This window comes from [Clostridium] symbiosum (assembly GCA_036419695.1).
Lineage (GTDB): Bacteria > Bacillota > Clostridia > Lachnospirales > Lachnospiraceae > Otoolea > Otoolea symbiosa_A.
The window spans coordinates 4,894,035-4,920,739 of record CP143946.1 but is presented as its reverse complement, the minus strand read 5'-3'; the positions used below and the strand labels follow the sequence as shown (position 1 = coordinate 4,920,739).

At 49.0% G+C, this 26,705-nt stretch carries 23 protein-coding genes and 1 pseudogene; 21 read left to right on the top strand and 3 right to left on the bottom strand.

What is annotated here, in order from left to right; all coding sequences use genetic code 11:
* Positions 1-5: 5 nt before the first annotated feature.
* Genes V3C10_22035 through V3C10_22025 form a run of 3 tightly spaced genes read left to right on the top strand, consistent with a single transcriptional unit; the run spans position 6 to position 3,805 of the window.
* Positions 6-1,421 carry a Na+/H+ antiporter NhaC family protein gene (locus V3C10_22035; protein ID WVP61955.1) on the top strand — a complete coding sequence of 472 codons (1,416 nt, stop codon included), beginning with the start codon at positions 6-8 and terminating at the stop codon, positions 1,419-1,421.
* A gap of 32 nt (positions 1,422-1,453) precedes the next feature.
* On the top strand, positions 1,454-2,362 hold the full coding sequence (locus V3C10_22030) for a DMT family transporter (protein ID WVP61954.1): 909 nt from the start codon (positions 1,454-1,456) through the stop codon (positions 2,360-2,362).
* Positions 2,363-2,380: 18 nt separating this feature from the next.
* On the top strand, positions 2,381-3,805 hold the full coding sequence (locus tag V3C10_22025; GenBank protein WVP61953.1) for an amidohydrolase: 1,425 nt from the start codon (positions 2,381-2,383) through the stop codon (positions 3,803-3,805).
* A gap of 159 nt (positions 3,806-3,964) precedes the next feature.
* On the opposite strand, the gene V3C10_22020 is transcribed toward V3C10_22025, so the two are convergent.
* Complete coding sequence (locus V3C10_22020) at positions 3,965-5,311, bottom strand: hypothetical protein (GenBank protein WVP61952.1); 1,347 nt, start codon at positions 5,309-5,311, stop codon at positions 3,965-3,967.
* 190 nt (positions 5,312-5,501) lie between these two features.
* Here V3C10_22020 and V3C10_22015 point away from each other — a divergent pair, with 190 nt between their 5' ends.
* The 16 genes and pseudogenes from V3C10_22015 to V3C10_21940 all read left to right on the top strand — a co-directional run bounded on the left by V3C10_22015 (position 5,502) and on the right by V3C10_21940 (position 23,531).
* The gene (locus V3C10_22015) at positions 5,502-7,058 is read left to right on the top strand and encodes an SPOCS domain-containing protein (GenBank protein WVP61951.1); all 1,557 of its coding nucleotides are present in this window, start codon (positions 5,502-5,504) and stop codon (positions 7,056-7,058) included.
* A 216-nt stretch (positions 7,059-7,274) separates the two neighbouring features.
* The gene (locus V3C10_22010; protein WVP61950.1) at positions 7,275-9,134 is read left to right on the top strand and encodes an AAA family ATPase; all 1,860 of its coding nucleotides are present in this window, start codon (positions 7,275-7,277) and stop codon (positions 9,132-9,134) included.
* Between the two features lie 191 nt (positions 9,135-9,325).
* Positions 9,326-9,535 (top strand): annotated as a pseudogene (locus V3C10_22005) (GIY-YIG nuclease family protein).
* On the top strand, positions 9,530-10,336 hold the full coding sequence (gene yaaA, locus V3C10_22000; protein WVP64682.1) for a peroxide stress protein YaaA: 807 nt from the start codon (positions 9,530-9,532) through the stop codon (positions 10,334-10,336). The pseudogene V3C10_22005 and the gene yaaA overlap by 6 nt, the downstream one beginning before the upstream one ends.
* A complete protein-coding gene (locus V3C10_21995; protein WVP61949.1) occupies positions 10,333-11,502 on the top strand; it encodes a cation diffusion facilitator family transporter in 1,170 nt (389 codons plus the stop codon). The genes yaaA and V3C10_21995 overlap by 4 nt, the downstream gene beginning before the upstream one ends.
* Positions 11,503-11,541: 39 nt before the next feature.
* Entirely contained in the window at positions 11,542-13,044 is a 1,503-nt protein-coding gene (locus tag V3C10_21990) for a metallophosphoesterase (protein ID WVP61948.1), read from the top strand.
* A gap of 50 nt (positions 13,045-13,094) precedes the next feature.
* Complete coding sequence (locus V3C10_21985) at positions 13,095-13,604, top strand: 8-oxo-dGTP diphosphatase (protein ID WVP61947.1); 510 nt, start codon at positions 13,095-13,097, stop codon at positions 13,602-13,604.
* Positions 13,576-14,235 (top strand): HAD family phosphatase, encoded by a 660-nt coding sequence (locus V3C10_21980; protein ID WVP61946.1) that lies wholly within the window; start codon positions 13,576-13,578, stop codon positions 14,233-14,235. Before V3C10_21985 ends, V3C10_21980 begins: the two co-directional genes overlap by 29 nt.
* A gap of 2 nt (positions 14,236-14,237) precedes the next feature.
* A complete protein-coding gene (locus V3C10_21975; GenBank protein ID WVP61945.1) occupies positions 14,238-15,431 on the top strand; it encodes a leucine-rich repeat domain-containing protein in 1,194 nt (397 codons plus the stop codon).
* A 158-nt stretch (positions 15,432-15,589) separates the two neighbouring features.
* Complete coding sequence (locus V3C10_21970) at positions 15,590-16,654, top strand: LysR family transcriptional regulator (GenBank protein ID WVP61944.1); 1,065 nt, start codon at positions 15,590-15,592, stop codon at positions 16,652-16,654.
* Positions 16,626-17,969 carry a VWA-like domain-containing protein gene (locus V3C10_21965; protein WVP61943.1) on the top strand — a complete coding sequence of 448 codons (1,344 nt, stop codon included), beginning with the start codon at positions 16,626-16,628 and terminating at the stop codon, positions 17,967-17,969. The genes V3C10_21970 and V3C10_21965 overlap by 29 nt, the downstream gene beginning before the upstream one ends.
* Positions 17,966-18,451, top strand: a complete 486-nt coding sequence (locus V3C10_21960; GenBank protein WVP61942.1) for a pyridoxamine 5'-phosphate oxidase family protein — start codon at positions 17,966-17,968, stop codon at positions 18,449-18,451. Before V3C10_21965 ends, V3C10_21960 begins: the two co-directional genes overlap by 4 nt.
* Positions 18,452-18,457: 6 nt before the next feature.
* Positions 18,458-20,098, top strand: coding sequence for an AAA family ATPase (locus V3C10_21955; GenBank protein WVP61941.1), 1,641 nt, complete (start codon positions 18,458-18,460; stop codon positions 20,096-20,098).
* A 6-nt stretch (positions 20,099-20,104) separates the two neighbouring features.
* A complete protein-coding gene (locus V3C10_21950; protein WVP61940.1) occupies positions 20,105-21,715 on the top strand; it encodes a metallophosphoesterase in 1,611 nt (536 codons plus the stop codon).
* Between the two features lie 49 nt (positions 21,716-21,764).
* Positions 21,765-22,640 carry a radical SAM protein gene (locus V3C10_21945; protein ID WVP61939.1) on the top strand — a complete coding sequence of 292 codons (876 nt, stop codon included), beginning with the start codon at positions 21,765-21,767 and terminating at the stop codon, positions 22,638-22,640.
* A complete protein-coding gene (locus V3C10_21940) occupies positions 22,641-23,531 on the top strand; it encodes an EamA family transporter (protein WVP61938.1) in 891 nt (296 codons plus the stop codon).
* A 16-nt stretch (positions 23,532-23,547) separates the two neighbouring features.
* On the opposite strand, the gene V3C10_21935 is transcribed toward V3C10_21940, so the two are convergent.
* Entirely contained in the window at positions 23,548-24,429 is an 882-nt protein-coding gene (locus tag V3C10_21935; GenBank protein ID WVP61937.1) for a DNA glycosylase, read from the bottom strand.
* A 477-nt stretch (positions 24,430-24,906) separates the two neighbouring features.
* Here V3C10_21935 and V3C10_21930 point away from each other — a divergent pair, with 477 nt between their 5' ends.
* Both V3C10_21930 and V3C10_21925 read left to right on the top strand, forming a co-directional pair.
* Positions 24,907-25,356 carry a zinc ribbon domain-containing protein gene (locus tag V3C10_21930; GenBank protein WVP61936.1) on the top strand — a complete coding sequence of 150 codons (450 nt, stop codon included), beginning with the start codon at positions 24,907-24,909 and terminating at the stop codon, positions 25,354-25,356.
* A gap of 37 nt (positions 25,357-25,393) precedes the next feature.
* On the top strand, positions 25,394-25,780 hold the full coding sequence (locus V3C10_21925) for a thioesterase family protein (protein WVP61935.1): 387 nt from the start codon (positions 25,394-25,396) through the stop codon (positions 25,778-25,780).
* 474 nt (positions 25,781-26,254) lie between these two features.
* Here V3C10_21925 and V3C10_21920 read toward each other — a convergent pair whose 3' ends face one another.
* A complete protein-coding gene (locus tag V3C10_21920; GenBank protein ID WVP61934.1) occupies positions 26,255-26,644 on the bottom strand; it encodes a hypothetical protein in 390 nt (129 codons plus the stop codon).
* Between the last annotated feature and the right edge of the window lie 61 nt (positions 26,645-26,705).

Here is a 26,705-nt window from a genome sequence, read left to right as displayed (position 1 = left end):
GAGTTATGAAATCGGCTGTAAAACAAAAACGGAGGTTTGAACTTCCGCACCCATATTTAATTCTGATGACGGTTATGCTTTTGGTGGTTGTCCTTTCCTGGATTATACCGAGTGGTGAGTATACCAGGGTTGCCAATGAGGCGACCGGATACAGTGAAGTAGTATCGGGGAGCTTTCATTTTGTAGAACAGGATAATCCCATTACATTTCTGGGATTCTTTACTTCCATTAATGCCGGCATCACAGCGGCCATGGCCGTCGGTTCTCTGATCCTGATCATGACGGGAGCCATTGCCATTTTAGACAGCACGGATGCTATGACAACAGGGGTAAAAGTGCTGATTCAGCATGCCAAGGGAAAAGAATTTCTAATGATAGTTATTTTCCTTTTCTTCTTTACGCTGTTAGGCGCGGCGGGAATGGCGGAAAACCTGATTCCGTTTATTCCGATTATGATCACGCTTGTTATTGGATTGGGGTATGACCGTTTAGTGGGAATATCACTTGTTATCATGAGTATTGGTCTTGGATGGACCGGAGGAATTGTCAATGTCTATACCACGGGTTTAGCTCAGCAGATGATAGGACTGCCTATTTTTTCCGGCATTGGCCTGCGTGTGATCGCCCAGGTTATATTTTTCCTGGTGGCGGTGGGATATCTCTATTTTTACTGCCGCAAAATCAAAGCGGATCCGACGAAAAGCATAGTGGCGCAAGAGTATGTATCTTCCCGCAATGAGGAGGAAGAAATTCTTCATGAAACGGTTCGGCTGACCGGCAGAATGAAGGCCGGACTGACCATATTTTTCATTGCTCTGGTGGTCCAGACATACGGGGCAGTCAAACTGATGTGGGATTATAATCAGATGTCGGCGGTATTTCTGGTGGCCGCAATCGCAATTGCAATTGCGGGTGGAATAAATATGAATAAGGCATGCCGTATTTTTACAAAGGGAGCTGCCGATCTGCTTCAGGTTGTATTCCTTATGGGACTTGCCCAGGCTGTTACGAGTCTGATGAAACAGGCTAAGATGCTCGATACTTTGGTCTATTACATCTCCCAGATGTTGACCGATCAGGGGATGCTGATTACCCTGCTGGCAATCTACCTGATTGTAATCTTTATGAATTTCTTCATTATTTCCGGTGAAGGAAAAGCGGTTGTGCTTGTGCCGATTCTTTCTCCACTGGGGCAGGTGCTTCATATTAACCAGCAGGTTCTGGTTCTTGCTTACCAGTACGGCGACGGGTTCACCAACATGCTTTATCCAACCAGCGGATCTTTGCATGCAATGCTGGCAGTAGGAAACGTGACATACGGCCAGTGGGTTAAATTTTCCTGGAAATTATGGACGCTTCTCTCAGCAGTAGCTTTTGGCATTATCCTGGTTGCGCAGTTGATTAACTACGGGCCGTTCTAATAGTGTCGCTTAATTGGCAGAGGTCGGTGGTTATGTTAAAAGAAAAGTTATCCGGCTCATTCCTTGTCTTCATGGGGGCGGTATGCTGGAGCCTTAATGCCCCTCTCGTGAAATTTGTGCAGCGGGATTTGGATCCATTACTGGTTTGTGGACTTCGTTCTCTGCTGGCGGGCATTGTCCTTCTTCCGTTCTTTAGACCGAGGAAAATGATTTGGAATTATTGGTTCCTTATCTACATCGGCTCATTTGAAGTCCTGGTAACAGGGGTGATTCTGGCCTTGGGCCAGACTTCATCCGCCATTGCCGTCGGAATGCAGTATACGGCTCCGGTCTGGCTTCTTCTGCTGGCAGTGGTAAAAAAAGAACGGATTTATTGGAATAGTGTCTTACCGGTTGTAATGATTCTGATTGGCGTCCTGTTTTTTATGAGTACCGGTTTCGGCAGTACCGGGCAGACAAAAGGTAACCTGATCGCACTCAGTGAAGGTCTGGCCTTTGCCCTGATGACACTGAGCGCCAAACATGCGTCGGGTGATTGCCCGCTTGGGCTGACCTGCCTTGCCTGTCTGTTTTCGGGTTTATTTACGTTTTTAGTTCTGCCTCCGACCTTTTCAGAGCTGCGGAATCTTACAGTCCAGAACTGGTTTGTGATGCTGCTTCTCGGAACAGTCCAAATGGGGGCGGGATACGGTTTCTATAACTTCGGCCTTCAACTGGTGAATCCCCGAAAAGCCTCGATTATTGCTCTTTGGGAAATGATCCTGGGACCGCTGTGGGTTGCCCTTTTTTTAAAGGATTATCCTGCTATGCCTGTTTTGATTGGTTTTCTTATCATATTAGCAGGAATGTTTCTGGAAAATGTTCTTTCCGAGTCTATGGAATATGCCGCCCATGGGATGGACATGAGGACGGCGTTAAAACACAGATTTCACTTAAAGTAAATGACAAGGAGAATCTATATGATCCGGAAAAAAGATGTTTGTGTTCTCATTGATAAGAAGGCGGAAAAGTTTCAAAAGCTGAGTAAGGAGATATGGAATTACGCTGAGTTGGGCCTTAGGGAATTTAAATCTGCCGGAAGACAGTGCGAAATACTGGAAGAAGAAGGATTTTTGGTGACAAAGAATCTGGCTGGGATGCCCACCGCTTTTGAAGGGAGATGGGGGTGTCAAAAACCGGTAGTTGCCATACTGGGGGAATTTGACGCGCTCCCGGGATTGAGCCAGAAAGCAGCTTTGGCGAAACAGGAGCCGCTTCAAGAGGGCGGCTGCGGACATGGCTGCGGCCATAATCTGCTGGGGGCTGGGTCTATGGCGGCCGCAGTGGCCGTCAAAGATTATCTCCAGAAAAATGAAATAAAAGGCTCGATTGTTTATTTTGGCTGTCCGGGCGAGGAAAAGGGTTCCGGTAAAACCTTTATGGCAAGAGCCGGCTGTTTTGACGGTGTGGATGCAGCGTTATGCTGGCATCCGGGAGATGCCAATTTTGTTATGAATACATCGAGCCTGGCCGCTCTGTGTACATATTTCCGTTTTTATGGGACGACATCCCATGCGGCGGCTTCTCCTTATCTGGGGCGGAGCGCCCTGGACGCGGTAGAACTTATGAACGTCGGCTGCAACTACTTAAGGGAGCATATTATCCCTGAGGCGCGGGTTCATTATGCAATTACAAATCCGGGCAGCAGCGCGCCCAATGTGGTACCGGACTTTGCAGAGGTCTTTTACGAATCAAGAGCCCCTATATTAAACGATGCATTTGCCATTTTAGAGCGTATATGTGACGTTGCCCGGGGGGCGGCTCTGATGACGGGAACTCGCTGTGAGATCGCCCGGGGGGAGGGTTACAGCAACTATATTCCCAACCGGATACTGGGCGGCCTGCTTCAGAAAAACCTTGAACAGATAGGGTCCCCACCCTTTTCATCTGAGGAGTTAAGGTTTGCTGAAGCAATTAAAAAGACCCTCCCCGGGTCTGCTGAGGAAAGTGCATTGGCATCCATCCGGAAACAAACGGATGACGATACGGCGAATAAGCTGAAAGGCCGGGTGGCAGCTGATATAATAGCCCCGTTTCCCCAAAACGGCGGCATACTGCCGGGCAGCACCGATGTTGGTGACGTAAGCTATGTAACCCCAACCGGACAGATATTTATAGCCTGCAAGGCGCTTGGGACACCGGATCATTCTTGGCAGCAGGTATCACAGAGCGGTTCTTCCCTTGGACAAACGGGGATGATAACCGCCGCAAAAATTTTGGCTCTTACAGCGCTTGATTTGATTGTTTGCCCTTGCTTACTGAAAGAGGCCAGGGAGGAATTTTTCACAGGAAGAGGAGGGGATTACCACTGTCCGATCCCATCCAATGTGGAGCCGGAATTGTAAGTTATTATACATCGGGAAGCGCAATACGGAGCGCAGAAAGAACAGTAACTTACCTCCTGTTAAGATTCGCGATAATCCCACAATTGAGGATCTTAATTTGAAACAGGCGGCAGAGCCCAGGTATAAAGAAAAACTTTTACCTTGACACTGCCGCCTGTTTTATACTGTGATTTTCAGCCGGTAATGCTTGACCGGGCGTCCCTTGCCACCGAGGCTTTCCTGCCCTATCATATCTGCATAGCCATATTGAAGGAGGTTGGTCAGGATCTTACTCGCAGTTCTGGGGGAAATGCCCAGACTTTTTACAATTTGGGCGGCGGTCACTTCATCAGAACCCTCTAGCCGTATCATCGAGGCCAATTTTGAAATGGTCTCAACGGAAAGGCGGACGTTACTGGCAACCTCCCTTAAGTATTTGCTGGATTCAGCAGGCTGGGTGGCTATTTCTTCTGGAGAGGCATCCAGAAGAAACATATTTTCGTTTTCGTCCATTAAAAAACTGCCCTGCTCTTTACCGAGCACTTTTTTACCGTAGGCGGCAGCCTCCCAGGCATTCATTCGTGCCTGATTCATTGTGGTGCCGATACCATAGCTGATAACGCCTTTAAAGTTCATCTCCTGTATTAGCAACGGGCGGACACCACAGGAAGTACAGTTATCCGTCATTTTTTTGATCAGCATGGAGTTGGTGTAAATTTCGTAGCCGTTATAACCCTCTTTAAGGATTAAACTGTTCATGTAGCGTTTGTTGAGCATCATGACCGCCTGCTTAAGCTGAAACAGGCAGCGTTCTCTCTCCTCATTGGCGATATCCCAGGTTTCCTTCTCCATGGGCAGGATTACGATGGCGCCGGAGATATTTTCTTTCATCCGTTTCATCTCCATCTTCTGCCTTAATGCGGAAAAGGTGCGGGTGAGTTCTTTGATACTGGGGTTTACATAATAAGAAGCAACCCCATACTGTTCACCCAGCTTCAGGACGCTGTGAAATTGTGTAAGAATCAGATCAAGTTCATGGCATTCAAGTCTGTTTTTATATTTTTCCAGCAGTTCTTCTTCTCGTTGCTCCATCTCATCCGGACGGCTTTCTTCCAGCTTCTTGCAAAAACAATCCGCCATGACCGCCAGCTTTTCCTCCGTCAGAGCTTCGCGGAGAGTATAGCCGTCTTCCAGGAAATCAATGCCAATCCTGTTAACATCCGTCTGCTCGTTTAACAGCATTAATTTCAGCAGCATTTGATAGACATGTTCTACTTCTATGTCAAAACATGCAGTCGGAATGTTTTCACCGTTCGGAATATAATGCTTTAGTGTGAGCCAGGGGATATATCCGCTGGTAATAAAACCGTCGTACAGAGTTTTAGATTCAAGAAATATGGAGATCAGTTCGCTGAACTCATTATATTCTCTGTAGGTAATATCTACATCATCCCGGGAGCTCCCCAGGATTTGTTCACAATATTTTTTGATACGCGGCTTTAGAAGCAGCATAATTTTGTAACTCATATTTTATTTTCTCCATTTTTTGAATAATTCCAGATCATGACCAGTTCATTATATGATAATTCATTAAGGAATTCAAGGTGCCCCTCTTCCGGGTTTTGAATATCATCCCCTTCTGTTTGGAATAATGTCACGTCTGTCCGCATAAACTTTCATAAAGTTGTAGATATGGAAAGGGCAGGTGCGATCATTAATGATGGAGCTGATTAAGAAAAATATACATATGAACAGACAGAAAGGAAGCGCGGTATCCCAGATCACTCTGGACGACGATTTTATCGTTCCGGACACCATGGACGACGTATCCCAGGTCCTTCTGGATAACGGCGAGATCCAGATTGAATCATCGAGAACCCAGGGCGATAAGGTTCTGATTAAGGGAAAACTGGCTTTCCGTGTGCTGTACAGAAAAGCAGAAGGAGGGCTTCAGGCGCTGGGAGGAGAGGTGCCGTTCGATGAGACGGTCAATGTGCCGGATCTGGATGAGCACGACTATACCCAGGTATCCTGGACGCTTGAAGATCTGAACACCAGCATGATCAATTCCAGAAAACTAAGCATCAAGGCAGTCGTGACTCTGGAGGTGCGGGTGGAGAATCTGTACGATGCGGAGGCAGCCGTGGACATTGAGACGGATGATGAAGAGGTGGAGGTATTAAAGAGAAGTATCGACGTGGCGGCAATCGCGGTCAGGAGAAAGGATACATACCGGATCAAGGAGGATATCCAGGTTTCGGGCAATAAACCGAACATCGAAAGCATCCTGTGGAATGAGATGCGGTTAAGAGGCGTCACCTGCCGCCCCATGGACGGAAATATCCATCTGGAAGGGGAGCTGATGGTATTTATCATCTATGCCGGGGAAGGGGAGCATACGCCGGTTCAGTGGCTGGAGGAGAGCATCCCGTTTTCGGGCGATGTGGAGCTTGCGGAGGCGGAGGAGAATATGGTTCCGGCCATCGGCGTCAGGATCCTGCACCGGGGAATCGAGATGAAGCCGGATTACGACGGGGAAATGCGTGATTTTGAGCTCGATGCCGTCCTGGAACTGGATATGAAACTCTACATGGAAGAAAATGTGGAGCTCTTAAGTGATCTTTACTCTACCAACCGGGAGCTGATACTGGATGGCGGGGAAGCCTGTTTCGACCGGCTGCTGACAAGGAACATCTGCAAATGCAAGGTAGCGGAGCAGCTTAAAATCAGCAAACCGGACCGGATTCTTCAAATCTGCCATAGCAGCGGCAGCGTGAAGCTGGATGAGGCGGAGCCGAGGGAGGACGGACTTCATATCGAAGGTGTTTTGGAAGTGAGCCTGCTGTACTTAACCGACGACGACACGGAGCCGGTGGGAGCAACGACAGAGATTGTACCGTTCCACTGCGTGGCGGAGGCCGACGGCATTAATGCGGACAGCATCTGGCAGATGAACCTTGGACTGGAACAGCTTACGGCCGTGATGCTGGGAGGGGATTCTGTGGAAGTGAAGGCGGTGATTGCCGCCGATCTGCTGGTGCTGCAGCCGGTATGCGAGCCTGTGGTCACGGGCGTGAAGGTGGAGCCGCTGGATATGAAGAAGCTCCAGCAGATGCCGGGCATTGTGGGTTACATTGTGCAGCCTGGGGATTCACTGTGGAAAATCGCGAAGAAATTCCATACCACTGTGGAAAACATCAAGGAAACGAACGGTTTGACGGAGGATGAGATTCGGCCAGGGGAAAAGCTGGTGCTTATAAAAGAAGTTCAGTAGCAGGATTCCCGGCAAAAACCGGGCGGGCGGCAGGGATCGGATGGTTCCGCCGCCTTTTTCTGTTCAAAGCTCATTGCGAACCTGCCCGGCTTAGAGTATACTAAAGCATAACTGTTTATATGTTTGGGAGGCTGCACGGCAGCGGGAAATACGTTACTGTCCATACCGCATTGAGCTGTGGACAATAACGGTAAAACGGCCGAAAGGAGGCAGATCATGCAGTTTATACGTCTCAGAATCAAAAACTATAAAGTAATCCGGGACATGGAGATCCGGGACATGGAGAATGCCCTGATTCTGGTGGGAAAGAACAATACGGGGAAAACCTCCGTTCTGGACGCAATCCGCGTCATGGCGGGAGTGGAAGAGCTTTCGAAAGCTGATTTTAATGAGGCAAAGCAGAATGTGGAAATCGAAGTGACCCTGCAGATTACGGATGAAGACCGCAGGATGATGCACCAGGCCGGTATCGTGAGCCGCTATAAGCGCTATGAGGTGTGGGAGAAGGAATTTTACAGGAAACTGCCGTCTTGCAAAGGGGATTTGCTGGAATTTACCTACACCGCCAATTACGAGGGGAAAGTCCGCTATACGGACGGATTTAAAAAGGATAATCCCTGCATCCGGGAAGTTCTTCCGAGGATTCACTATATCAACACGGCAAGAGATCTGCAGATGTTCCAGAACGATCTCCTGCTGTTTCAGGACAACAGGATGATGAATCAGCTCCGTTCCGGCCGCTGCCTTTTTGATGGAGCCAAGGAATGCAGGCATTGTTTTCAGTGCATTGGCCTGATTAACAAGAAGAAACCCGAGGATCTCGATGCCGCCGAGACGAGGAAACTTCTCGAATACAAGCTGTATCAGTCCAACATGGGGGACCTCGTGGAGCGGATCAATGAGAACTTCCACAAAAACGGGGGATACGACGATATCCTCTATGAGCTGCGCTGTGATATCGACAGGATGTTCCAGATTGAGGTGAAGACCTACAACAACGATCGCGGCGAGGTGGATACGGTTGAACATATGGGAAAAGGTATGCGGAGCATTTATATGCTGTCCCTGCTGGAGACTTATATCGAGGGGGAGAACCGGATACCGAGCATTGTCATTGTGGAATATCCCGAACTGTTTCTGCACCCGCAGCTTCAGAAGGTGTCGAGTGAGATACTTTACAGGCTCTCCAAGAAAAACCAGGTTGTGTTCAGTACCCATTCTCCCCAGTTACTGCTGAATTTCACCAACGGCCAGATCCGGCAGGTGGTGCTGGACAGCGAGTATTACTCCGTGCTCCGCCAGAATACGGACATCGGGGAAATCCTTGATGATCTCGGTTATGGGGCGGCCGACGCGCTGAATGTAGACTTTGTATTTATCGTGGAAGGGAAACAGGACAAGAGCCGCCTTCCACTGCTTTTGGAAAAATATTATTCCGAGGTTCACGACAGGGAAGGGAACCTTTCGAGGATTGCCATCATAACGACAAACAGCTGTACCAATATCAAGACATACGCCAATTTAAAATATATGAACCAGGTTTATTTAAAAGATCAGTTCCTGATGATCCGGGATGGGGACGGAAAGGATCCGGAGGAGCTGGCCGGAGAACTGTGCCGTTATTATGATGAGCAGAACCTGAGGGATGTGGACCGCCTGCCGAGGGTAAGACGGAAAAACGTCCTGATTCTGAAATATTATTCCTTTGAAAATTACTTCCTCAATCCGGAAATCATGGCAAAAATCGGAATTGTGAAATCGGAGGAAGAATTTTATCATATTCTTTGGCAGAAGTGGACAGAATATCTCGGTCGGCTTCGTTCGGGCAGAAAGTTTGTCAGTGCGCTGGGACGGACTCCGGAATCGGAAGAAGATATAAAAAATAATATGGAGCTTTTTAAAATTCATATGAGAGGCCACAACCTCTACGACATTTTCTACGGACGCTATAAGAAGAAGGAAAAACAGATGCTGAAACAGTATATCGAACTGGCTCCCAGGGAGGAGTTTTCCGACATACTGGACAGCATTGACAACTTCCTGTATTTTGACAGCCGGAAAAAAATGCCGGAATGAAAGTTGCATTTCAGGAGAAAATCCATATAATAGATTATAGCCAAAGCAGAGGAAGAGAGTAGCGCATCCGGCCGATGCTTTAGATAGATACAAGGCTCTAAAGTGGAACTGCCGAAAGGCATCCCGGGGCTTTGGACGGTAACGGCACATTGCAAGGTGTTGTTACCGTTTACATACCCCCTTGGAGGAAGATGATGAATTACACATACCTTCTGCGATGTTCCGATTCGTCGCTCTACTGCGGGTGGACAAACCATCTGGAGGAGCGGCTGAAGACACATAACGCGGGAAAAGGTGCCAAATATACGAAGAGCAGGCGGCCGGTCACGCTGGCCTATTATGAGGCCTGGGAAACAAAAGAGGAAGCCATGAAGCGGGAGGCGGCAATTAAAAAGATGACAAAGAGAGAAAAAGAAGCTCTGGCTGCAGAGCTTCGCATTATTATATCCCCGGCAAAGAAAATGCAGGTTAAGGCGGATGAGCTGCCCTGGAAAAATATGCCTGTGCTGATAGAGAAGACGGAGGTGCTGAAAGAGAAGCTGCAGTCCTTTACGGAGCCTGAGCTTAAGAAACTGTTTTCGGCTAATGACGCAATCACCCATCAGAACTATCTGCGCTACCGTGATATGGATCTGAGAAGAAATATGACGCCGGCGGCGCTCTCCTATGTGGGAATCCAGTATCAATATATGGCGCCTCAGATATTTTCTGAGGCCCAGTGGGAGTACATATGCCGTCATCTGCGTATCCTGAGCGGTTTTTACGGTATTTTAAGGGCCGACGACGCCGTTGTGCCGTACCGCCTGGAGATGCAGGCCAAACTCCCTGTGGGGGGAGCAAAGGACCTTTACGGCTACTGGAAGGACGAGCTTTACCGGGAGCTGTACCGCCCGGAGAAGGGCGCGGGACGCGTGAAAGTCCTCAATCTGGCATCGAAAGAGTACAGCAGCGCCGTGGAACCGTGGCTGAAGCCGGAGGACGAGTTTGCCACCTGTATATTCGGAACCATGAAAGACGGGAAGATTAAAGTAAAGGCGACGGAGGCAAAGATGGCCAGAGGTGAGATGGTCCGCTTTCTGGCAGAACACAATGCCATGGGATTTGAGACGGTAAAAGAGTTTGACCGTCTCGGTTTTTCCTATACACCGGAATTGTCCGATGGGAGCCGGTTCGTATTTTTAAAGAACGAGGTTGAGCAATGATTAAATTTCTGATTAAACGATTCATAAAGGACTCCGATAACATAAAAGACCCCGCGGTGAGACGTATGTACGGCTCGCTTTGCAGTTCCGTGGGGATCGGGCTCAATATCTGCCTGTTTATCGGAAAATATCTGGCGGGCGTTTTAAGCGGTTCCATCGCCATTATGGCCGATGCCTTCAATAACCTTTCGGATGCGGGTTCCTCCCTCATCACGCTGATCGGGTTCAAATTTGCGGGAATGAAGCCGGACGCCGAGCATCCCTTCGGCCACGGGAGGATTGAGTACATATCGGGACTTGCCGTCTCGGCTGCAATTATCCTGATGGGCGTGGAGCTGGCCAAATCTTCTGTGTCCAAGATCCTGTCACCCGCCCCTGTTGAGATGAGTATGACGGCAATCGTGATTCTGGTGGTTTCCGTGTGCGTAAAGCTTTACATGTGCAGCTATAACCGGTTTGTCGGCAGGCAGATAGACTCCGCTGCGATGAAGGCGACGGCCACGGACAGCCTGAGCGACGCGGTGGCTACCTCCGTCGTACTCCTGGCTATGCTGGTGCTTAAATTCACCGGCGTGAATGTGGATGGCTGGTGCGGGGCCATGGTGGCTCTGTTCATCCTCTATGCAGGCTACAGCGCGGCAAAGGATACGCTGAGCCCGCTTCTCGGCCAGCCGCCGGAGGAGGAGCTGATCAACCAGATCCGGGACATTGCGCTGTCCCACAGCGAGATCGTGGGAATCCACGATCTGGTGGTGCACGATTACGGACCGGGCAGGCTGATGATTTCCTTCCACGGCGAGGTTCCGGGAGATGGAAATATTTTTGAGCTTCACGATGTGATAGACCAGGCGGAAAAAGAGTTAAAAGAGAAGCTGGGCTGCGATGCCGTTATCCACATGGACCCCATTGCCACCAACGACGATGAGGTCAAGAGCGTCAAACAGTGCGTGGCGGAGCTGGTCAAAGAAATAAACGGGGACTTATCCATCCACGATTTCAGGATGGTCAAGGGACCCACCCATACGAACCTGATATTCGATGTGGTCGTTCCGTTCCAGTTAAAGCTGTCGGATCGGGAGGTGGCCGATGAAATCACAAGAAGAGTCCGGGAAAAGTGGGAAAACTATTACGCGGTAATCGAGATTGACCACAGTTATGTGCTGTAGACCTGCCGTTACGATTCATGAAAGGAAAAGGACAAGACGATGAGATACAGAAAATGGATGGCTGTCCTGGCCGCCCTGTGTGTTGCCGGAACGGCGGCAGGCTGCGGCTCCCGGACTTCGGACACGCCTTCCGTATCCGAGGAGAGCGGAAGTGTCCAGGAACCGCCGGCCACGGAAGCAGAGAAGACGACGGAAGAGTCCCGGGAAGAGACGGAAAGCTTTGAGTCGTGGGAACAGAAGGAAACAGAGGCCGGGAGCCGGGAAGAGGAGACGAAAGAGACCCTGCCCGGAGACGGCGATACATTTGTGCAGCAGAAGGTGATTGTTGCGACCGACCTTCATTATCTGGCGGAAAAACTGGCCGGAAACAGATGCCAGAGCTTTATGACGGCCGTGGAGTCGAGCGATGGCCGTGTGCTTCAGTACGGCTGGGAGATTCTCGATGCGTTCCTCGACGATGTGATCGAGGAGGATCCGGATTTGGTTATCCTCACCGGAGACCTGACGCTGAATGGAGAGAAAGAGAGCCATGAGGAGCTGGCCGACAAACTGGAAGTGCTTTCAAAGCATGGCATAGAGGTGGCTGTAATTCCAGGAAACCATGATATTAATAATCATTACGCAAGAAAGTTCACCTCGGACGGTACCGTGAAAACAGATGTAATTACCGCGGATGAATTTAGCAGCATCTACGCAGACTATGGTTATGTGGCTGCGGACAACCGGGATCCGGCTTCCCTCAGCTATCTGTATAAGCTGGATGATTACTACTGGCTTCTGATGCTGGATTCCTGCCAGTACGATCCGGTCAATCAGGTCGGCGGAATGATCCGCAGGGAGACATATGAATGGATGGAAAAGCAGCTGGAGGCCGCCTGGGAGGAAGGCGCCCAGGTTATCACGGTGAGCCACCATAATCTGTTTGACCAGAGCGGTGTGAGCCGTGAATTCTATGACAATTGTACGATAGAGCACAATGAAGAGCTGGTAAGCATGCTCTATGATTACGATGTGCGCCTCCATCTCAGCGGCCATCTTCATCTGCAGCATTATAAAGAGGATGAGGACAGCGGAATCAGTGAAATTGTGACCGGGTCCCTTGTGATGGCTCCGTGCCAGTACGGCGTGATGAAAATCTGGAACAGCGGCGACATTCAGTATGATGCAAAATCGGTGGATGTGGACGGCTGGGCAAAGAGAAACTCCTATAAAAACCGGGATTTGTCGGATTTTAAAACCTTCAGTAAAAACTTTTTAAACCAGGTTACATACAGAAATGCGGTCCTGGATCTCAGGAAACATACGCTGGAGCGCAAACTGTTCTTCAGCGATGAAAAGATAGATGAGATGGCCAGATTCTATGCAAGGCTCTGTGTTTATTACTATGGAGGCAGGATGTTTGAGATCACGGATCAGGTTAAGAATGAGAAGGCATATCAGTATTGGAACGAGATTGACTATGTCAGCGACTTAAGCGACTTTCTGAGGAATATCCTGGAGGATGAGGCGAAGGATTTTTCACATCTCACGGTTCATTATTAAGCCGTTGTCCCCGCAGGTCGGATTACAGCAGAAAAAGGACGGAAGTAATTATGCAGGAAAAAAGGAAATCGGAGCTGACTACGCTCTGCTATATTGAAAAAGACGGCTGCTATCTGATGCTGCACCGTGTGAAGAAAGAAAAAGATGTCAATAAGGATAAATGGATCGGCGTAGGCGGCCATTTTGAAAAGGATGAGAGTCCGGAGGAGTGTATTCTGCGCGAAGCGAAGGAGGAGACGGGACTGACCCTGACCTCATGGAAATTCAGGGGAATCCTGACCTTCATCGCAGAAGGGTGGCCGACGGAATATATCTGCCTGTTCACGGCCGACGGTTTTACCGGAGAACTTAAGGCGTGCGATGAGGGTACGCTTGAATGGGTGAAGAAAGAAGATGTATTTAAACTGAACCTTTGGGAGGGTGACAAAATCTTCCACAGGCTCCTTCTGGAGAGAGACGACTTTTTTTCGCTGAAGCTTAAGTACGATGGGGATGAACTGAAGGAGTGGGTTCTGGACGGAGGACGGGAAGATGGCGCAGGTAAAAGCGGTACTCTTTGATATGGATGGGCTGATGTTCGATACGGAGTGCCTGGCGTCGGATTTTTGGAAACAGGCCGGAGCCGAGGCGGGAGTCGCCATCAGCGAGGAATTCCTGATTTACAGCCGCGGCAGCCGCAGCCAGGAGATGGAGCGTCTGTTCTACCGCTGTCACGGTGAACATACGGATTTTAAAGGGATTCGAAGAAGGAAGAGAGAGCTTCTCATCCACTATCTGGATACGCATGAAATACCGGTCAAACCAGGACTTTATTCACTTCTTGAATGGCTTAAGAAACATCATTATAAGATCTGGCTGACCACGTCCACCGAGAGCAGCAGGGCGCTCCGGTATGTGGAGTCGGCCGGGGTGAAGGATTATTTCGACGGCTTTGTCTGCGGGGATATGGTGGAGCATGCGAAACCGGATCCCGAGATTTTCCTGAGAGCGGCCGATGCAGCGGGAGTTCCTCCGTCGGAATGCGTTGTCCTGGAGGACAGCTTCAACGGAATCAGGGCGGCCATAGACGGAGGATTCATCCCGGTCATGGTGCCGGATCTGATGCAGCCCACGCAGGAGCTTTTACTGAAGCTGGCGGCGAAGCCGGAAACATTGGAAGGGGTTATTGCCTTCCTGGAACGGAGAATATAAAAATGGGACTGAAATGCCTTTATGAAGAAAATGGAGATTCCGTCAAAATACTCAGATGCTACGGGGAGTGCAGCCAGATTGTGCTCCCTGAAACTATTTCCGGCAGGAAGGTGACGGAACTGGGAGATTACATCTTTTCCGGGGATATGCGCGGAACGCCCGCAGGGAAACTGTGGGAGGCGGATGAGGAACCGGGAAGCGCTGCCGGAGCCGGTGCGGATGGATTGCCGGGAAGTGCTGCTGGAACCGGTGCAGGCGGCAGTGTGGAAAGTCCGGGTATCAATATGGCCGGACTTCAGCCAGCCTGCGGTGAGCGCCTTAAGGAAATCCGTCTTCCTTCCGGTCTACGAAAAATCGGCCGTTATGCATTCTATAACTGTTACGGCCTTAAAAAGCTTTCGATGTATTCCACAATTTCAGACATCGGAGCCGGGGCTTTTAATGGCTGCCGGATGATTGAGGAGCTGGAAATCGGTGTTGTGAAGGGGGAACGCTCGTGCCTGAAAGAGGTTTTGGCGGAGCTGAATGAGTCGCTGACCGTAGATTACAGGCAGCTTGAGAAAGACGCGGATGGGCAGCTTGGGTGTACGGGGCGCGCCAGTCTCTTTTTCCCTGTATTTTATGAGGAGGCGGTGGAGAACACGCCGGCCAGGATTCTGGAAACCCATGTGCACGGCTGCGGACACCGCTACCGTTATGCATTCGACGGGACGGAGTTTAAGTTCCGTGAATACGACAGCCTGTTTATCCATGCAAAGACCCAGGAACCGCCTGCAAGAGCGGCGGCCCTTGCAATGGGACGACTCCGCTTCCCACTGGAACTGACGGAAAAAGCCTCACTGATGTACAGGGAATACCTGATCCTTCATCCCGAAGAGGCGGCAGCCTGTCTTCTGAAGAAGGACAGTATGGACGAATGGAAATGGTTTGTCGGTGAATTTTTACCGTCTGAAGGGGAAAATGATGAAAAAAGGATAAAGGTTGAGCACGCAGCTGCGGGTTGTTTGGGGAACGAGGGTTATGCAGTGCGTGCTCGCGAGGAATATTCCGATATAAAGAAACCGGCTTTGGGGAAAACCGGCTTTGATAAACTGATTCATGCCTCAAACCGGGCCGGCCGTACGGATGTCATAAGTTTTCTTATGAATGCCTCTTACCGGGCCTATCCTCCTGAGAGGAAAAAATTTGAGTTATAAAGCCGAAAAAAATGTATCATTTTTGTTCTTTAACTTGATTATATAACATGGTTCGTATATAATCAAATTTATATAATAAAATAATAGTTATTAATTTTTCGTTATAGAGGGCGGAACCGGGAAACCAATAAAAACAGAGTGGAAAAACAGGAGGAACGATGTTCGACGGTAAAGAATACGTATATGCGGTATACGAAGAGAAAAGCTTTTCAAAAGCGGCGCAAAAGCTGTATATCACCCAGCCTGCGTTAAGTACGGCGATCAAGAAGGTGGAGAAAAAGATAGGAAGTCCGATATTTGACAGGAGCACTTCACCTATCGGCCTCACCCCCAGCGGCGAGGTGTACATCGATGCTATTGAAAAGTTATTTGCCCTGGAGCAGAATACAATTAACCAACTGAATAACCTGAACGGTCTTCTGACCGGAAAACTTTCAATTGGAGGAACCATATTTTTCACCTCCTTTATTTTGCCGGGGCTGCTCGGTGAATTTTCCAGAAAATACCCTCAGATCAAGATTGAACTGATCGAAGGGACAACCTCCCAGCTGACCGATAAGCTGATGGGGGAGGAACTCGATCTGATTATAGACAATTCGGAGCTGGACGATAAAAATTACGAAAAATACTATTATTATACGGAGCGGATTATTCTGGCCGTTCCAAGAGAATTCGAGATTAACAGGGAGCTTATGGAATATCAGCTGAGCGCCGCCGATATAGCGGCGAAACGCCATAGCGACGACGCATTCCCCGCACTGCCGCTTCCCCTGCTAAAGAATACGCCGTTTATTTTCGTCAAGGAAGAGAACAGTATCTACAAACGGGGCGTGAAGATGTGCGGCCGTCAGAATTATACACCGAATATTATTCTGAAACCGGATCAGGTCGTATCGGCTTTCAATATGGCGGGAAAGGGAATCGGGGCAACCTTTATCCCCGACGGCCTCGTTGCCAGCCTGTCCTATGAAGTTCCCCTGTGTTATTATAAGATGGATGAATCACTCTCAGTCCGACAGGTCTATTTTTACAAGAAGCGCAACAAATACCTGACCAAGACGATGGAAGAATTTATCCGTGTGGCGGTAGGCGACGAGGGCTTCCAGAAGGTAAGGGAAGCCAGGGAAAAAGAAAACCAGGAAAAGAAAAATCAGGAAAAGATAAACCAGGAAAAGAAGAATCAGGAGAAGCGCAATGGAACGAAAAACGCCGGCGGCATTTGAACAGGAAAAGGCCGAAGAGCTTGCTGCTATCTGCCGTGATATACTGATAAATACGAGAAACGAGCTTTACCTGCATTTGCGTTTTATGGACGCGGCGCTCAGTTCCCTTAAGTTTGTACCGGATTTCACCGCCAGGGGGGCAGGGACGGACGGCTTCTGCTATACGTACCAGCCCGAGTTTCTGGCGGGAAAATATATGGATGGGCGTGTTTATGTAAACCGGTTGTATTTCCACTCCATCCTCCACTGTATTTTTGTCCATATGGATACAAGGGGAAAGAGAGCCGAAGAACTGTGGAATCTGGCATGTGATATTGCCGTGGAATATATGATAGACGGGATGGAGATAAAGTGTCTCCATTGCCCCCAGTCTCCTGTAAGGAGAGAGTGTTATCTGCGTCTGAAAGAGAAAACAAAGGTTATGAATGCCCAGAGTATTTACCGCTGCCTCCAGGAAGAAAATCTGCCGGAGGGGCGGTATCTTTCGCTTATGGCAGAATTTTACAGGGATGATCACTCCCGCTGGAATGATAAAAACGACAGGCCGGACTTGCCACAGGAGAGAAAGAACAAGTGGGATAATCTGCGCGGATCAATGGAGACGGAGATGGAATCTTTTTCCAAAAAGGCGTCGCAGGAGGCAGGGGAGCTGTCCCGCCAGGTGAAAATCGAGAACCGGGAGAGGTATGATTACAGGGAATTTTTAAGGAAATTTTCGGTGATGAAGGAGACGGTTCAGATCGACACCGACGCTTTCGATTACATTTACTATGATTACGGACTGAGAACCTATGGAAATATGCCTCTGATTGAACCTCTGGAGACAAAGGAGATAAAAAAGATCGAGGAATTCGCCATCGTGATCGATACTTCCATGTCATGCTCCGGCGAGCTTGTAAAACGGTTTCTGGAACAGACATATGCCGTGCTCTCGGAAGCGGAAAGTTTTTTTACAAAGGTGAACGTACATGTGATACAATGTGATGAAAAGATTCAGAGTGACCGGAAAATCGAATCGGCCCTGGAGCTTAAGGATTATATGGATCATATGGAGATTGCCGGAGGCGGGGGCACGGATTTCAGGCCTGCGTTCCAGTATGTGGACTCTCTGGTGCAGAAAAAGGAGTTTACCGGGCTTAAGGGCCTCATCTATTTTACGGACGGTTACGGGATGTTTCCGGTCCACAGGCCGGCCTATGATACGGCGTTTGTCTTTATGCGGGACGATTACAGCGACGCGGATGTTCCGCCCTGGGCGATCAAGCTGATTCTGGACCCGGAAGAGTTTGAGGATGAAAGGAGAAACGAACAATGAGAAGAAAAGACAGGGGAATTGAGAATCAAAATGAAATTATGGAAATAATAAAGAGATGCCGTGTGTGCAGCCTCGCATTTTCCGGAGAGGACTATCCTTATGTGATTCCCATCAACTTTGGAGCCGGCGTTAAGGAGGGAAAAACTGTTTTCTATTTCCACGGAGCCGGGGAAGGCACCAAGTTTGACCGGATCAAATGCGATAACAGGACCGCATTCTCCATGTATGCGGAGGAGGAGCTGGTCTTAAAAGAGCCTGCCTGCAAGACAACAATGCTTTATGAGAGCGTCTGCGGCACGGGAAGGGCGTCCGTTGTGGAAGATATGGAAGAAAAGTATGAGGCATTAAATCTGATCATGCGCCAGTATGACAGAGAGAGCGTGGCATTTGAATTTGACGCCAGGGTTGTGGAAAAAACAGCCGTTTTTAAACTCGAAGTAGAAGACATGACAGGTAAGACGAATAGACCGAAAAACAGGTGATGTGACATGAATATCAAGCGGGCAAAGCAAGAAATTAAAAACTGCATCGAAGCGTATCTTATGAAGGATGGCCGCGGGGAGTATCTGCTCCCTGCCGTCCGCCAGAGGCCGGTTCTTTTAATGGGGCCTCCCGGAATCGGAAAAACTCAGATTATGGAGCAGATTGCCAGGGAATGCCAGGTGGGACTGGTTTCCTATACCATCACGCACCATACAAGGCAGAGTGCCATCGGCCTTCCTTATATTGTGGAGAAAGAGTACGACGGGAAGCCATGTTCCGTGACGGAGTACACGATGAGTGAGATTGTGGCCTCTATTTATGACAGGATGGAGGAGACGGGGCTTAAGGAAGGAATTCTTTTTATCGATGAGATCAACTGTGTTTCCGAGACGCTGGCGCCGATGATGCTCCAGTTTCTGCAGTGCAAAACATTTGGAAACCACAGAATTCCCGAAGGCTGGATTATTGTGACGGCCGGAAACCCGCCGGAGTATAATAAATCCGTCAGAGAGTTTGATATTGCGACCCTGGACCGGATTAAGAAAATCGATGTGGAGGCGGATTACAAAGTCTGGAAGGAATATGCGGTCATGACTGATATCCATCCGGCGGTAACCGCTTATCTGGAAGCCAGGCCCGAACATTTTTACAGGATAGAAACAACCGTGGACGGCAAACGCTTTGCGACGCCAAGGGGCTGGGAAGATCTCGCCCGTTTTCTGGAAATATATGAAAAACTCGGAAAAACGGTTGACAGAGACGTCATATATCAGTATATTGAACATCCGGGAATAGCGAAGGATTTCGCCAATTACCTGGAGCTTTACAGCAAGTATAAAACAGATTACCAGATTGAACGGATCCTTTCCGGAGAACCGGATACGGAGATGGCGCGCCGTGTGGCGGCCGCGCCTTTTGATGAGAGATTCAGTGTTGTGAGCCTCGTCCTGTCCCATTTAAACGGGAAGTTCAGGGATATTTACCTGAAGGGACGGTATCTGGAGCTTCTGAGGGAAAAACTGGGTATGTTCAGGCAGATGGCCGATGAAATGCCGGTAACAGAGGCGGGGACAAAGACGGTGGAAGCAAAAACAGTAGAAGCAAAAACAGTAGAAGCAAAAACAGTAGAAGCAAAAACAGTAGAAGCAAAAACAGTAGAAGCAAAGACGGTAGAAACAAAGACGACGGAGAGCGCCGCGGGGCTGCTTGAAAACCTAGCTGCGGAGATGGTTATTGACCTGGAAAAGAGGCATAAGGCAGGGCTCATCAGCAGAAGAGAAGAGCATCTTAACCGGGATGCGGCGGATAAACTGCAGGACTACGCACTGACACTGGAAAAAGAGCATATCGTTTCCCCTGAAGCCGGTTTTGCAAAAGTCCGGGAGCTGTTCAGGGAAGAGGCACGCGAATACGACACGATGTCGGAGACAGCCCTTACAATGCTGGAACACGGCTTTGATTTTATGGAGGCCGCCTTCGCCGCGGGCCAGGAGATGGTCATTTTTGTGACGGAGCTGAATACAAATTATTACAGTGTGAATTTTTTAAGGGAAAACAGATGTGAGCGTTATTATGAATACAATAAAAATCTCCTGTTTGAGGACAGAGAGAGTGACATCAGAAAAAGACTGGCACAGAGGACTTAATACAGAATGAGAAAATGGAGAAAGATGTCTCTGCTCGTCTATGCGGCAGAATTGCTACTGCTCCTTGCAGTTCTCGTACTGGTGGTAAAGTTTGTACCCGATTTCAGTAAAAAAGGGGAAGAACAGACCATATACGGAAGCAGCGGAGAGCAGATAGAAGAAAGTACGGAAAATACGGCAGGCGAAAAGGAGGGCGCGGAAACCGGAGAACCGCCGGAGAGTATGGAGGCCGGGGCAGATTCGGAACACCGTGGGACCGGCGCCGGAAGAAAAAAGGGGCGTCCTTCCGGAGGAGATACGGCCGGCCGGGAGACGGAAGCAGAGGAAGAGCCGTACCGTCCGCCTACGATGATTGTTGCGTCGGATTTACACTACCAGTCTCCTAAAATGACGGATTTCAGGGAATCTCTGGACACCTACACGGAATGGAACGACGGAACGGTGGTGCCGTATCTGGACGTGATTGCCGATGCTTTTTTGGAGGAGGTCCTGAAGCAGAAACCGTCCGTCCTGATCCTGAGCGGGGATATTTCCCAGAATGGTGAGAAGGTGAACCACCAGGAGCTGGCGAAAAAGCTTAGGAGGGTGCAGGATGCGGGAATTCCGGTGCTTGTCATACCGGGAAACCACGATATCAACCATCCGTGGGCAGCCACCTATTTTGACGATAAGAAAGAAACGGCCGAGGGCGTTGATGCCAAAGGCTTTTACGATATTTACCATGAGTTTGGCTATGACCAGGCGTCGTCCAGGGATAAGGATTCTCTGAGTTATCTTTACAGGCTGGATGAACATTACTGGATGATGATGCTGGATTCATGCATCTACGAACCCGTCCATGAGACGGGAGGCAGAATCAAGGATACGACCCTTGTCTGGATGCGGGAGCAGCTGGAGGCGGCGAAGGAGGCCGGAGCCATGGTAATCCCCGTGGCCCATCACAACCTGCTGAAGGAGAGTACTCTCTATCCGGAGGAGTGTACACTGGAAAACTACAGGGATGTCGTACGGCTTCTGGAAGAATATAAGCTTCCTGTCTACATAAGCGGCCATCTTCATCTGCAGAGGGTGAAAAAGAATGTGGAGAGTCCGCTGGATGAGGGGAAATACGGAATTTATGAGATTGTTTCCTCCTCCCTTGCCATCCCTCCCTGCCAGTATGGAATTATTAACTGGACAGAAGACGGCAGTTTCCGTTATCATACAAAAGAGGTGGATATCTCCGGCTGGGCGGAACGCTATCAGGAGGAAGACCCGAACCTGCTCAATTTTAAAGAATACAGCAGCCGGTTTTTGATAGAGACAATCAGCAACCAGACCTTTAAGGGACTGGAAACCATACCCGAGGAGCGGAAACTGGAGATGGCGGAGCTATACGGCACTTTGAACAGCGCCTACTGCTCGGGAACTCCGATCAGCGCGTCCAAAGTGAAGAACAGCAGAACTTATTTTTACTGGGAACGCTATCTGGGATCCAGTAAATGGTTTGACCGCCTCAGCGCGATCCTAAGAGACACGAAAAAAGATCACAATTCCCTGAGCCTCACCGCAGGAAAAGACTTTCCGGAATGGCTTCCGGAGGAGGAAGATGTAGCAATCGAATATGAACGAAAATGACGGGTACGGAATCGTTACCGGACAGTAATGGATAAGGAGTGATTGGATTATGATATATGAAGGCGTTGTATACAGACCACCGAGTGAGGCCAGGAGCCTGATTGTCCAGGTGACGATCGGCTGTGCGCACAATACCTGTACATTCTGCAATATGTACAAGGAAAAACAGTTCCGTGTCCGCAAGATGGATGAAATCATGGCGGATCTTCAGGAGGCTCATGATGCCTATGCGGCGTATGTAAAGAAAGTTTTCCTTGCCGACGGGGACGCCCTGATTATGAAGACGGAAGATCTGCTTACGATTCTGGACGCCGTCAGACGTCTGTTCCCCAATGTGACAAGAGTTGCTTCCTACGGAACGGCGCAGGATATACTGCGAAAATCCGAGGACGAACTGAGACAGCTTAAGGAAGCCGGACTGGGCATTGTCTATGTCGGCGCGGAGACGGGAGACGATGAGATCCTCGAATACATCCACAAGGGTGTGACGGCCCGGGAGGTAATCGATGCTGGACAGAAATTAAAGCGGTGTGGAATCGCTACTTCGGTAACTCTGATTTCGGGTCTTGGAGGCCGGAAAAAGGTGAAAGAGCATGCACTTTCCTGCGCAAAGCTCATTTCCGAGATGAATCCGGAATATGCTTCTTTCCTGACGCTTCGTCTCTATGAAGGTACACCGATGTACGACGATGTCGTGGAGGGGCGTTTTGAGCGCATCACGGCGGATGAAATTATGGATGAGATGAAGATATTCCTGGAAAATGTGGATTCTCCGGGAACCGTGTTCCGTACCAACCATGCGTCCAACTATGTCGTTCTGGCCGGGGATTTAAATGAAGACATTCCCGAAATGCTTGAAACCCTTGAAAGGGCGAAAGAAAGCCAACATTACAGAAGATTCAGAGAGACAGGGGATTTATTATAAATGATTTATCTGATACTGGCGGTGCTCTGCAGCGCATCCATGGCTGTGGCGCTGCGTCTGAGCGAAGAGTACAGCAGCAACAAATATGCAATCCTGATGGGAAACTATGTGACCTGTACCGTGGTTGCTTTCCTGATGCTCCCGGAAAAGCAGATTATTCCGACTGCGAAGTTTCTGATGACGGCATCTGCCGGGGATCCGGGGCTGAAAGCGGCGATGATGACGGCCATGGCCGCCGGGGTTTTGAACGGAATCTTTTTCCTGGGGACGCTTCTGCTTTTACAGTACAGCATCGGGAAGAACGGAGCCGTTCTGTCTTCCGCATTTGCAAAACTGGGAATCATGCTGCCCGTGGCGGCCAGTATTTTCTTTTTGAACGAGAGGCCGACGGTTCTACAGACGGCCGGAATGGCGCTTGTCGTGGCGGCAATTCTTGTGATTAATCTGGAAAAAGGAAAAGAAGGGGCATCTGCAAAGATGGCCCTCCTTGTGCTGTTTCTCTTCAGCGGAGCGGGAGACGGGATGTCTAAGGTGTTTGAACATATCGGGGAACGCAGGTTTGATGCTCTGTTTTTATTCTACACGTTCCTGACCGCCCTGATCCTGTGTCTGATCCCAATGCTCCGAGAGGTGTTTCAGGAGAAGAAGAGACTGAAAGCGGTGGATTTTATCAGCGGCATTTTTGTCGGAATCCCCAACTATTTTTCAACCTCCCTGCTTCTGGCGGCGGTCACCAGACTGCCCGCGTACCTTGCTTACCCGTGCCTCAGCGTGGGTACAATCCTGATTGTCTGCTTTGTGAGCGTTCTGGTTTTAAAGGATAGGATGACAAAGCGGCAGATATACGGGTGCGGGATGATACTTCTGGCGCTGGTTCTGCTGAATTTGTAGCGGGAAGGAGCCGGATTTAGGAACTGCGCCCGTTTAACACGGTGCGTTCATAGTAAAATATATATTGCTGCATCACTCCGGCGCACCCCTTGTATTTCCCAAAGTTATCCTGCACCATCATCTCGTACAGGCGGCTTTTGGGAGCCGAGTCATATTTTTTCCTGTAATAATGGTTCATCAGAATCTGCTGAATCCAGGTGTCCACGGGAAAAGCCTCCACGTGGTGCAGTCCGAAAAGGCAGATGCAGTTGGCCACCTTAGTCCCGATGCCATAGAAACCGATCAGGTATTCCATGGCTTTTTTATAATCCATTGCCGGGAGAAGTGAAAGATCCAGTTTTTTCTCATCCGCGTCGCGGCAGATGCGATGGATATATTTCGCCCGGTAGCCCAGCTTCAATGACTGAAGGTCTTCTAAGGAGGCCTTTTTTAATTGGGATGGAGTGGGAAACGTGTGGTAAAGGACGGTTTCACCGAAGGCTGAAAGAGCCTGTCTCTCCTTCCCGTACAGACGGCTTAAGTTTTCCACCGCCTCCCTAATCTTGGGGATGGTGCGCTGCTGGGAGATAATGAAGGTGATAATCATTTCCCAGGCATCCTGATTCAATATGCGGATACCGCTGCCCGCGCAGGCGGCCTCCTGAAGGTAAACATCGCGTTTCCTGACGGAGGAAATAATGGCGCCGTAGTCGGTTTCAAGATCAAAGTAACGGCTCCAGAACGGAAAATCCTCATCGGAGCAGTGAAAATAGAAAGTCTGCCCCTCCTGGACGACTTCTACATAGCGGCCGCCGCTCACCGCCTTGTATCTGCCGGGTTCCAGGCAGTTCATGCGGAAACATTGGCCGGATTCGGCGATTTGCTGCAGGTCGAAGTTATTTATCTTTTTTGTAATCATGGTATAAGTTCCTTTATGTATATGGCGGGGGTGTTGAAATAAGCTTTTGAGTGATATTCACTTTGTGAACATTATACCATATTCACTAGTGAATACGGTGTCTCCGACGGAACTTAGCGCCCGAATTTCTGCGGTGGACGCAGAACTCGGCATGCGCAGGTATAATGTCCACTTTGTGAACATTATACCATAATACCAGTTTTATTTTTTAGAAAATAGTTCCACATAAAAAATGGCTTCTAAAATAATAATTAAGCTGAAAAAACATGGCGGGATATGTTGTCTGTCCGTGTGGCCGCGTTTGGAATCTTTGCCGTATGCCAGATATTTCTAAAAAATAGATAAAATTTTAACATATTTATTGCACAAGTAAAATACGTTTAGTATACTAATAAATATCCCGGTAATGCAGTAATACGCAATAAACCGGACAGAGTAAGGTAACGTAACAGAGTAATCAGAAATCAGGTGGCGGTTATGATATTTATCGGTGGAATCAGTTCCGGAATGAAACAGATAGAATATTTAAAAACGGTAATCTGCAACAGATGCGGAGCCTATGGAAGATATCAGGTTTATATGACCTATATGTATTTCAGTTTTTTCTTTATCCCTCTGTTTAAGTGGAACAGACGCTATTATGTGAAGATGTCGTGCTGCAATGCCGTGTACGAGCTGAATCCGGAGATCGGCCGGATGCTGCTTCGGGGAGCGGATGTCGAAATCCGTGACGAAGACCTGACACTGTGCCGCGAGGGAAATGGAAACCCGTGGGAGCAGGAGGAACGTGCGGGACATACATATGGGGAACAGAATGGTTCCAACTGCCTGCCGGAGCATTCGGGGAAGAAGTGCCCGAACTGTGGATACGAAGCGGCGGAAGATTTCTCCTACTGCCCGAAATGCGGCAGCAGGCTGGAAGATTAGATTTACGTTTGAATCAAAGAAAAGAGAGGTAGAGAAGATGTTAAAAGCAGGAATTCAGGGAAGACAGGAAGTAATGGTGACAGAGGACAATTCTGCAAACGCTCTTGGAAGCGGTCTTCTGGAAGTATTTGCAACACCGGCCATGGTGGCTCTTATGGAAAAAACAGCGTGGATGAGCGTTGCCCCTTATATGAACGACGGTGAAGGAACCGTTGGGACAAAGCTGAACATCAGCCATATGTCCGCCACACCGACGGGAATGATCGTATGGTGTGAGAGCGAATTAACGGAAGTTGACGGAAGAAGACTGGTATTCCATGTGGAGGTCTTTGATGAGAGCGGTAAAATTGGCGAAGGCGAGCATGAGAGATTTATTATAAAAAATGAGAAATTTATGAGTAAGGCGGCGGCTAAAAGGAAATAGTGGGTGAAAAATTAGGACGCCGCCGGATGGCCGGGGCCGGTGTGGTGGTGTGGAGGTTATGAGTCTTTGGTTCCGGGCGGATGGTGTCGTGAGGTGGGGGGATACGGAAGAAAGAAAACTCCTACGGGGACCGCTTCCGCTTATGGAATGCGCAGCGCTTCTAAGCTCGATAATACCTCGCTAAGAAGCGGCGGATTCCAACGTCCCCTGCGGAGTTTTTTTCTTCCTCCTCCCCCACGGGGAGTCTATGGACCGGAACCAAAGACGCCGGGGGTATCGCCCACCCCGTCCTTCCGGCCTGCGGCGTCTGAACTGTCCTATTTTTTCAAAGGGGAGGGAGGAGGGAGTGTCTAGGCCACTGCCCGTATCAGAAAGTGGTAAGGGAATTATGGTTGGAACTATAGATTAAATGCGTAACGAAGTGTTTCCATTTCTTTTACTAAATCCTTATGCGAACTGGATTTTAGTGGTGGGTTATTTCGGTACTTCCCATACACCTGTTTGCTCATTTTTCTCTAACACCAATGTATATCCACCATCACCCTGATAGAAGTAAATTTCTGTATCATCCGGTGCTATATCTAGTTCAAACGTATTTTTAGAATCAAATGAACTATTTAATCCACCGAAAGCAGAGTAAAATTTCAAGTAGTGAGGTTTTACACCACCACCGTCATCTTTATAGTCTCGGATATAGCCCATAGAGGATGCAACTGCAACATGGAGTGTTATTTCAGTGCCATCTTCTGATTCAGAATAATCCGTTAATACCACGCTCGTCTGCTTTATAAAACCTGTCCCAACAAGGTAGAACACGCTCACTGAAATTGCAACAGTTAATGCGGCTGCTATGATCTTTTTCAAGTTTTGTACCTCCTCATCTAATTCTGTATTTCGAATTTCTGCGATATATTAAGCATTTATA

Bases quoted from the DNA above. Each gene is read 5' to 3' on its own strand.
- V3C10_21975 (WVP61945.1), top strand. From the start codon at position 14,238: ATGGGACTGAAATGCCTTTATGAAGAAAATGGAGATTCCGTCAAAATA.
- V3C10_21955 (WVP61941.1), top strand. From the start codon at position 18,458: ATGAATATCAAGCGGGCAAAGCAAGAAATTAAAAACTGCATCGAAGCG.
- V3C10_21945 (WVP61939.1), top strand. From the start codon at position 21,765: ATGATATATGAAGGCGTTGTATACAGACCACCGAGTGAGGCCAGGAGC.
- V3C10_21970 (WVP61944.1), top strand. From the start codon at position 15,590: ATGTTCGACGGTAAAGAATACGTATATGCGGTATACGAAGAGAAAAGC.
- V3C10_21985 (WVP61947.1), top strand. From the start codon at position 13,095: ATGCAGGAAAAAAGGAAATCGGAGCTGACTACGCTCTGCTATATTGAA.
- V3C10_21965 (WVP61943.1), top strand. From the start codon at position 16,626: ATGGAACGAAAAACGCCGGCGGCATTTGAACAGGAAAAGGCCGAAGAG.
- V3C10_21925 (WVP61935.1), top strand. From the start codon at position 25,394: ATGTTAAAAGCAGGAATTCAGGGAAGACAGGAAGTAATGGTGACAGAG.
- V3C10_21930 (WVP61936.1), top strand. From the start codon at position 24,907: ATGATATTTATCGGTGGAATCAGTTCCGGAATGAAACAGATAGAATAT.
- V3C10_22030 (WVP61954.1), top strand. From the start codon at position 1,454: ATGTTAAAAGAAAAGTTATCCGGCTCATTCCTTGTCTTCATGGGGGCG.
- V3C10_21990 (WVP61948.1), top strand. From the start codon at position 11,542: ATGAGATACAGAAAATGGATGGCTGTCCTGGCCGCCCTGTGTGTTGCC.
- V3C10_21935 (WVP61937.1), bottom strand. From the start codon at position 24,429: ATGATTACAAAAAAGATAAATAACTTCGACCTGCAGCAAATCGCCGAA.
- V3C10_21995 (WVP61949.1), top strand. From the start codon at position 10,333: ATGATTAAATTTCTGATTAAACGATTCATAAAGGACTCCGATAACATA.
- V3C10_21940 (WVP61938.1), top strand. From the start codon at position 22,641: ATGATTTATCTGATACTGGCGGTGCTCTGCAGCGCATCCATGGCTGTG.
- V3C10_22035 (WVP61955.1), top strand. From the start codon at position 6: ATGAAATCGGCTGTAAAACAAAAACGGAGGTTTGAACTTCCGCACCCA.
- V3C10_22010 (WVP61950.1), top strand. From the start codon at position 7,275: ATGCAGTTTATACGTCTCAGAATCAAAAACTATAAAGTAATCCGGGAC.
- V3C10_22015 (WVP61951.1), top strand. From the start codon at position 5,502: ATGATGGAGCTGATTAAGAAAAATATACATATGAACAGACAGAAAGGA.
- V3C10_21950 (WVP61940.1), top strand. From the start codon at position 20,105: ATGAGAAAATGGAGAAAGATGTCTCTGCTCGTCTATGCGGCAGAATTG.
- V3C10_21960 (WVP61942.1), top strand. From the start codon at position 17,966: ATGAGAAGAAAAGACAGGGGAATTGAGAATCAAAATGAAATTATGGAA.
- V3C10_22020 (WVP61952.1), bottom strand. From the start codon at position 5,311: ATGAGTTACAAAATTATGCTGCTTCTAAAGCCGCGTATCAAAAAATAT.
- yaaA (WVP64682.1), top strand. From the start codon at position 9,530: ATGACAAAGAGAGAAAAAGAAGCTCTGGCTGCAGAGCTTCGCATTATT.
- V3C10_22025 (WVP61953.1), top strand. From the start codon at position 2,381: ATGATCCGGAAAAAAGATGTTTGTGTTCTCATTGATAAGAAGGCGGAA.
- V3C10_21980 (WVP61946.1), top strand. From the start codon at position 13,576: ATGGCGCAGGTAAAAGCGGTACTCTTTGATATGGATGGGCTGATGTTC.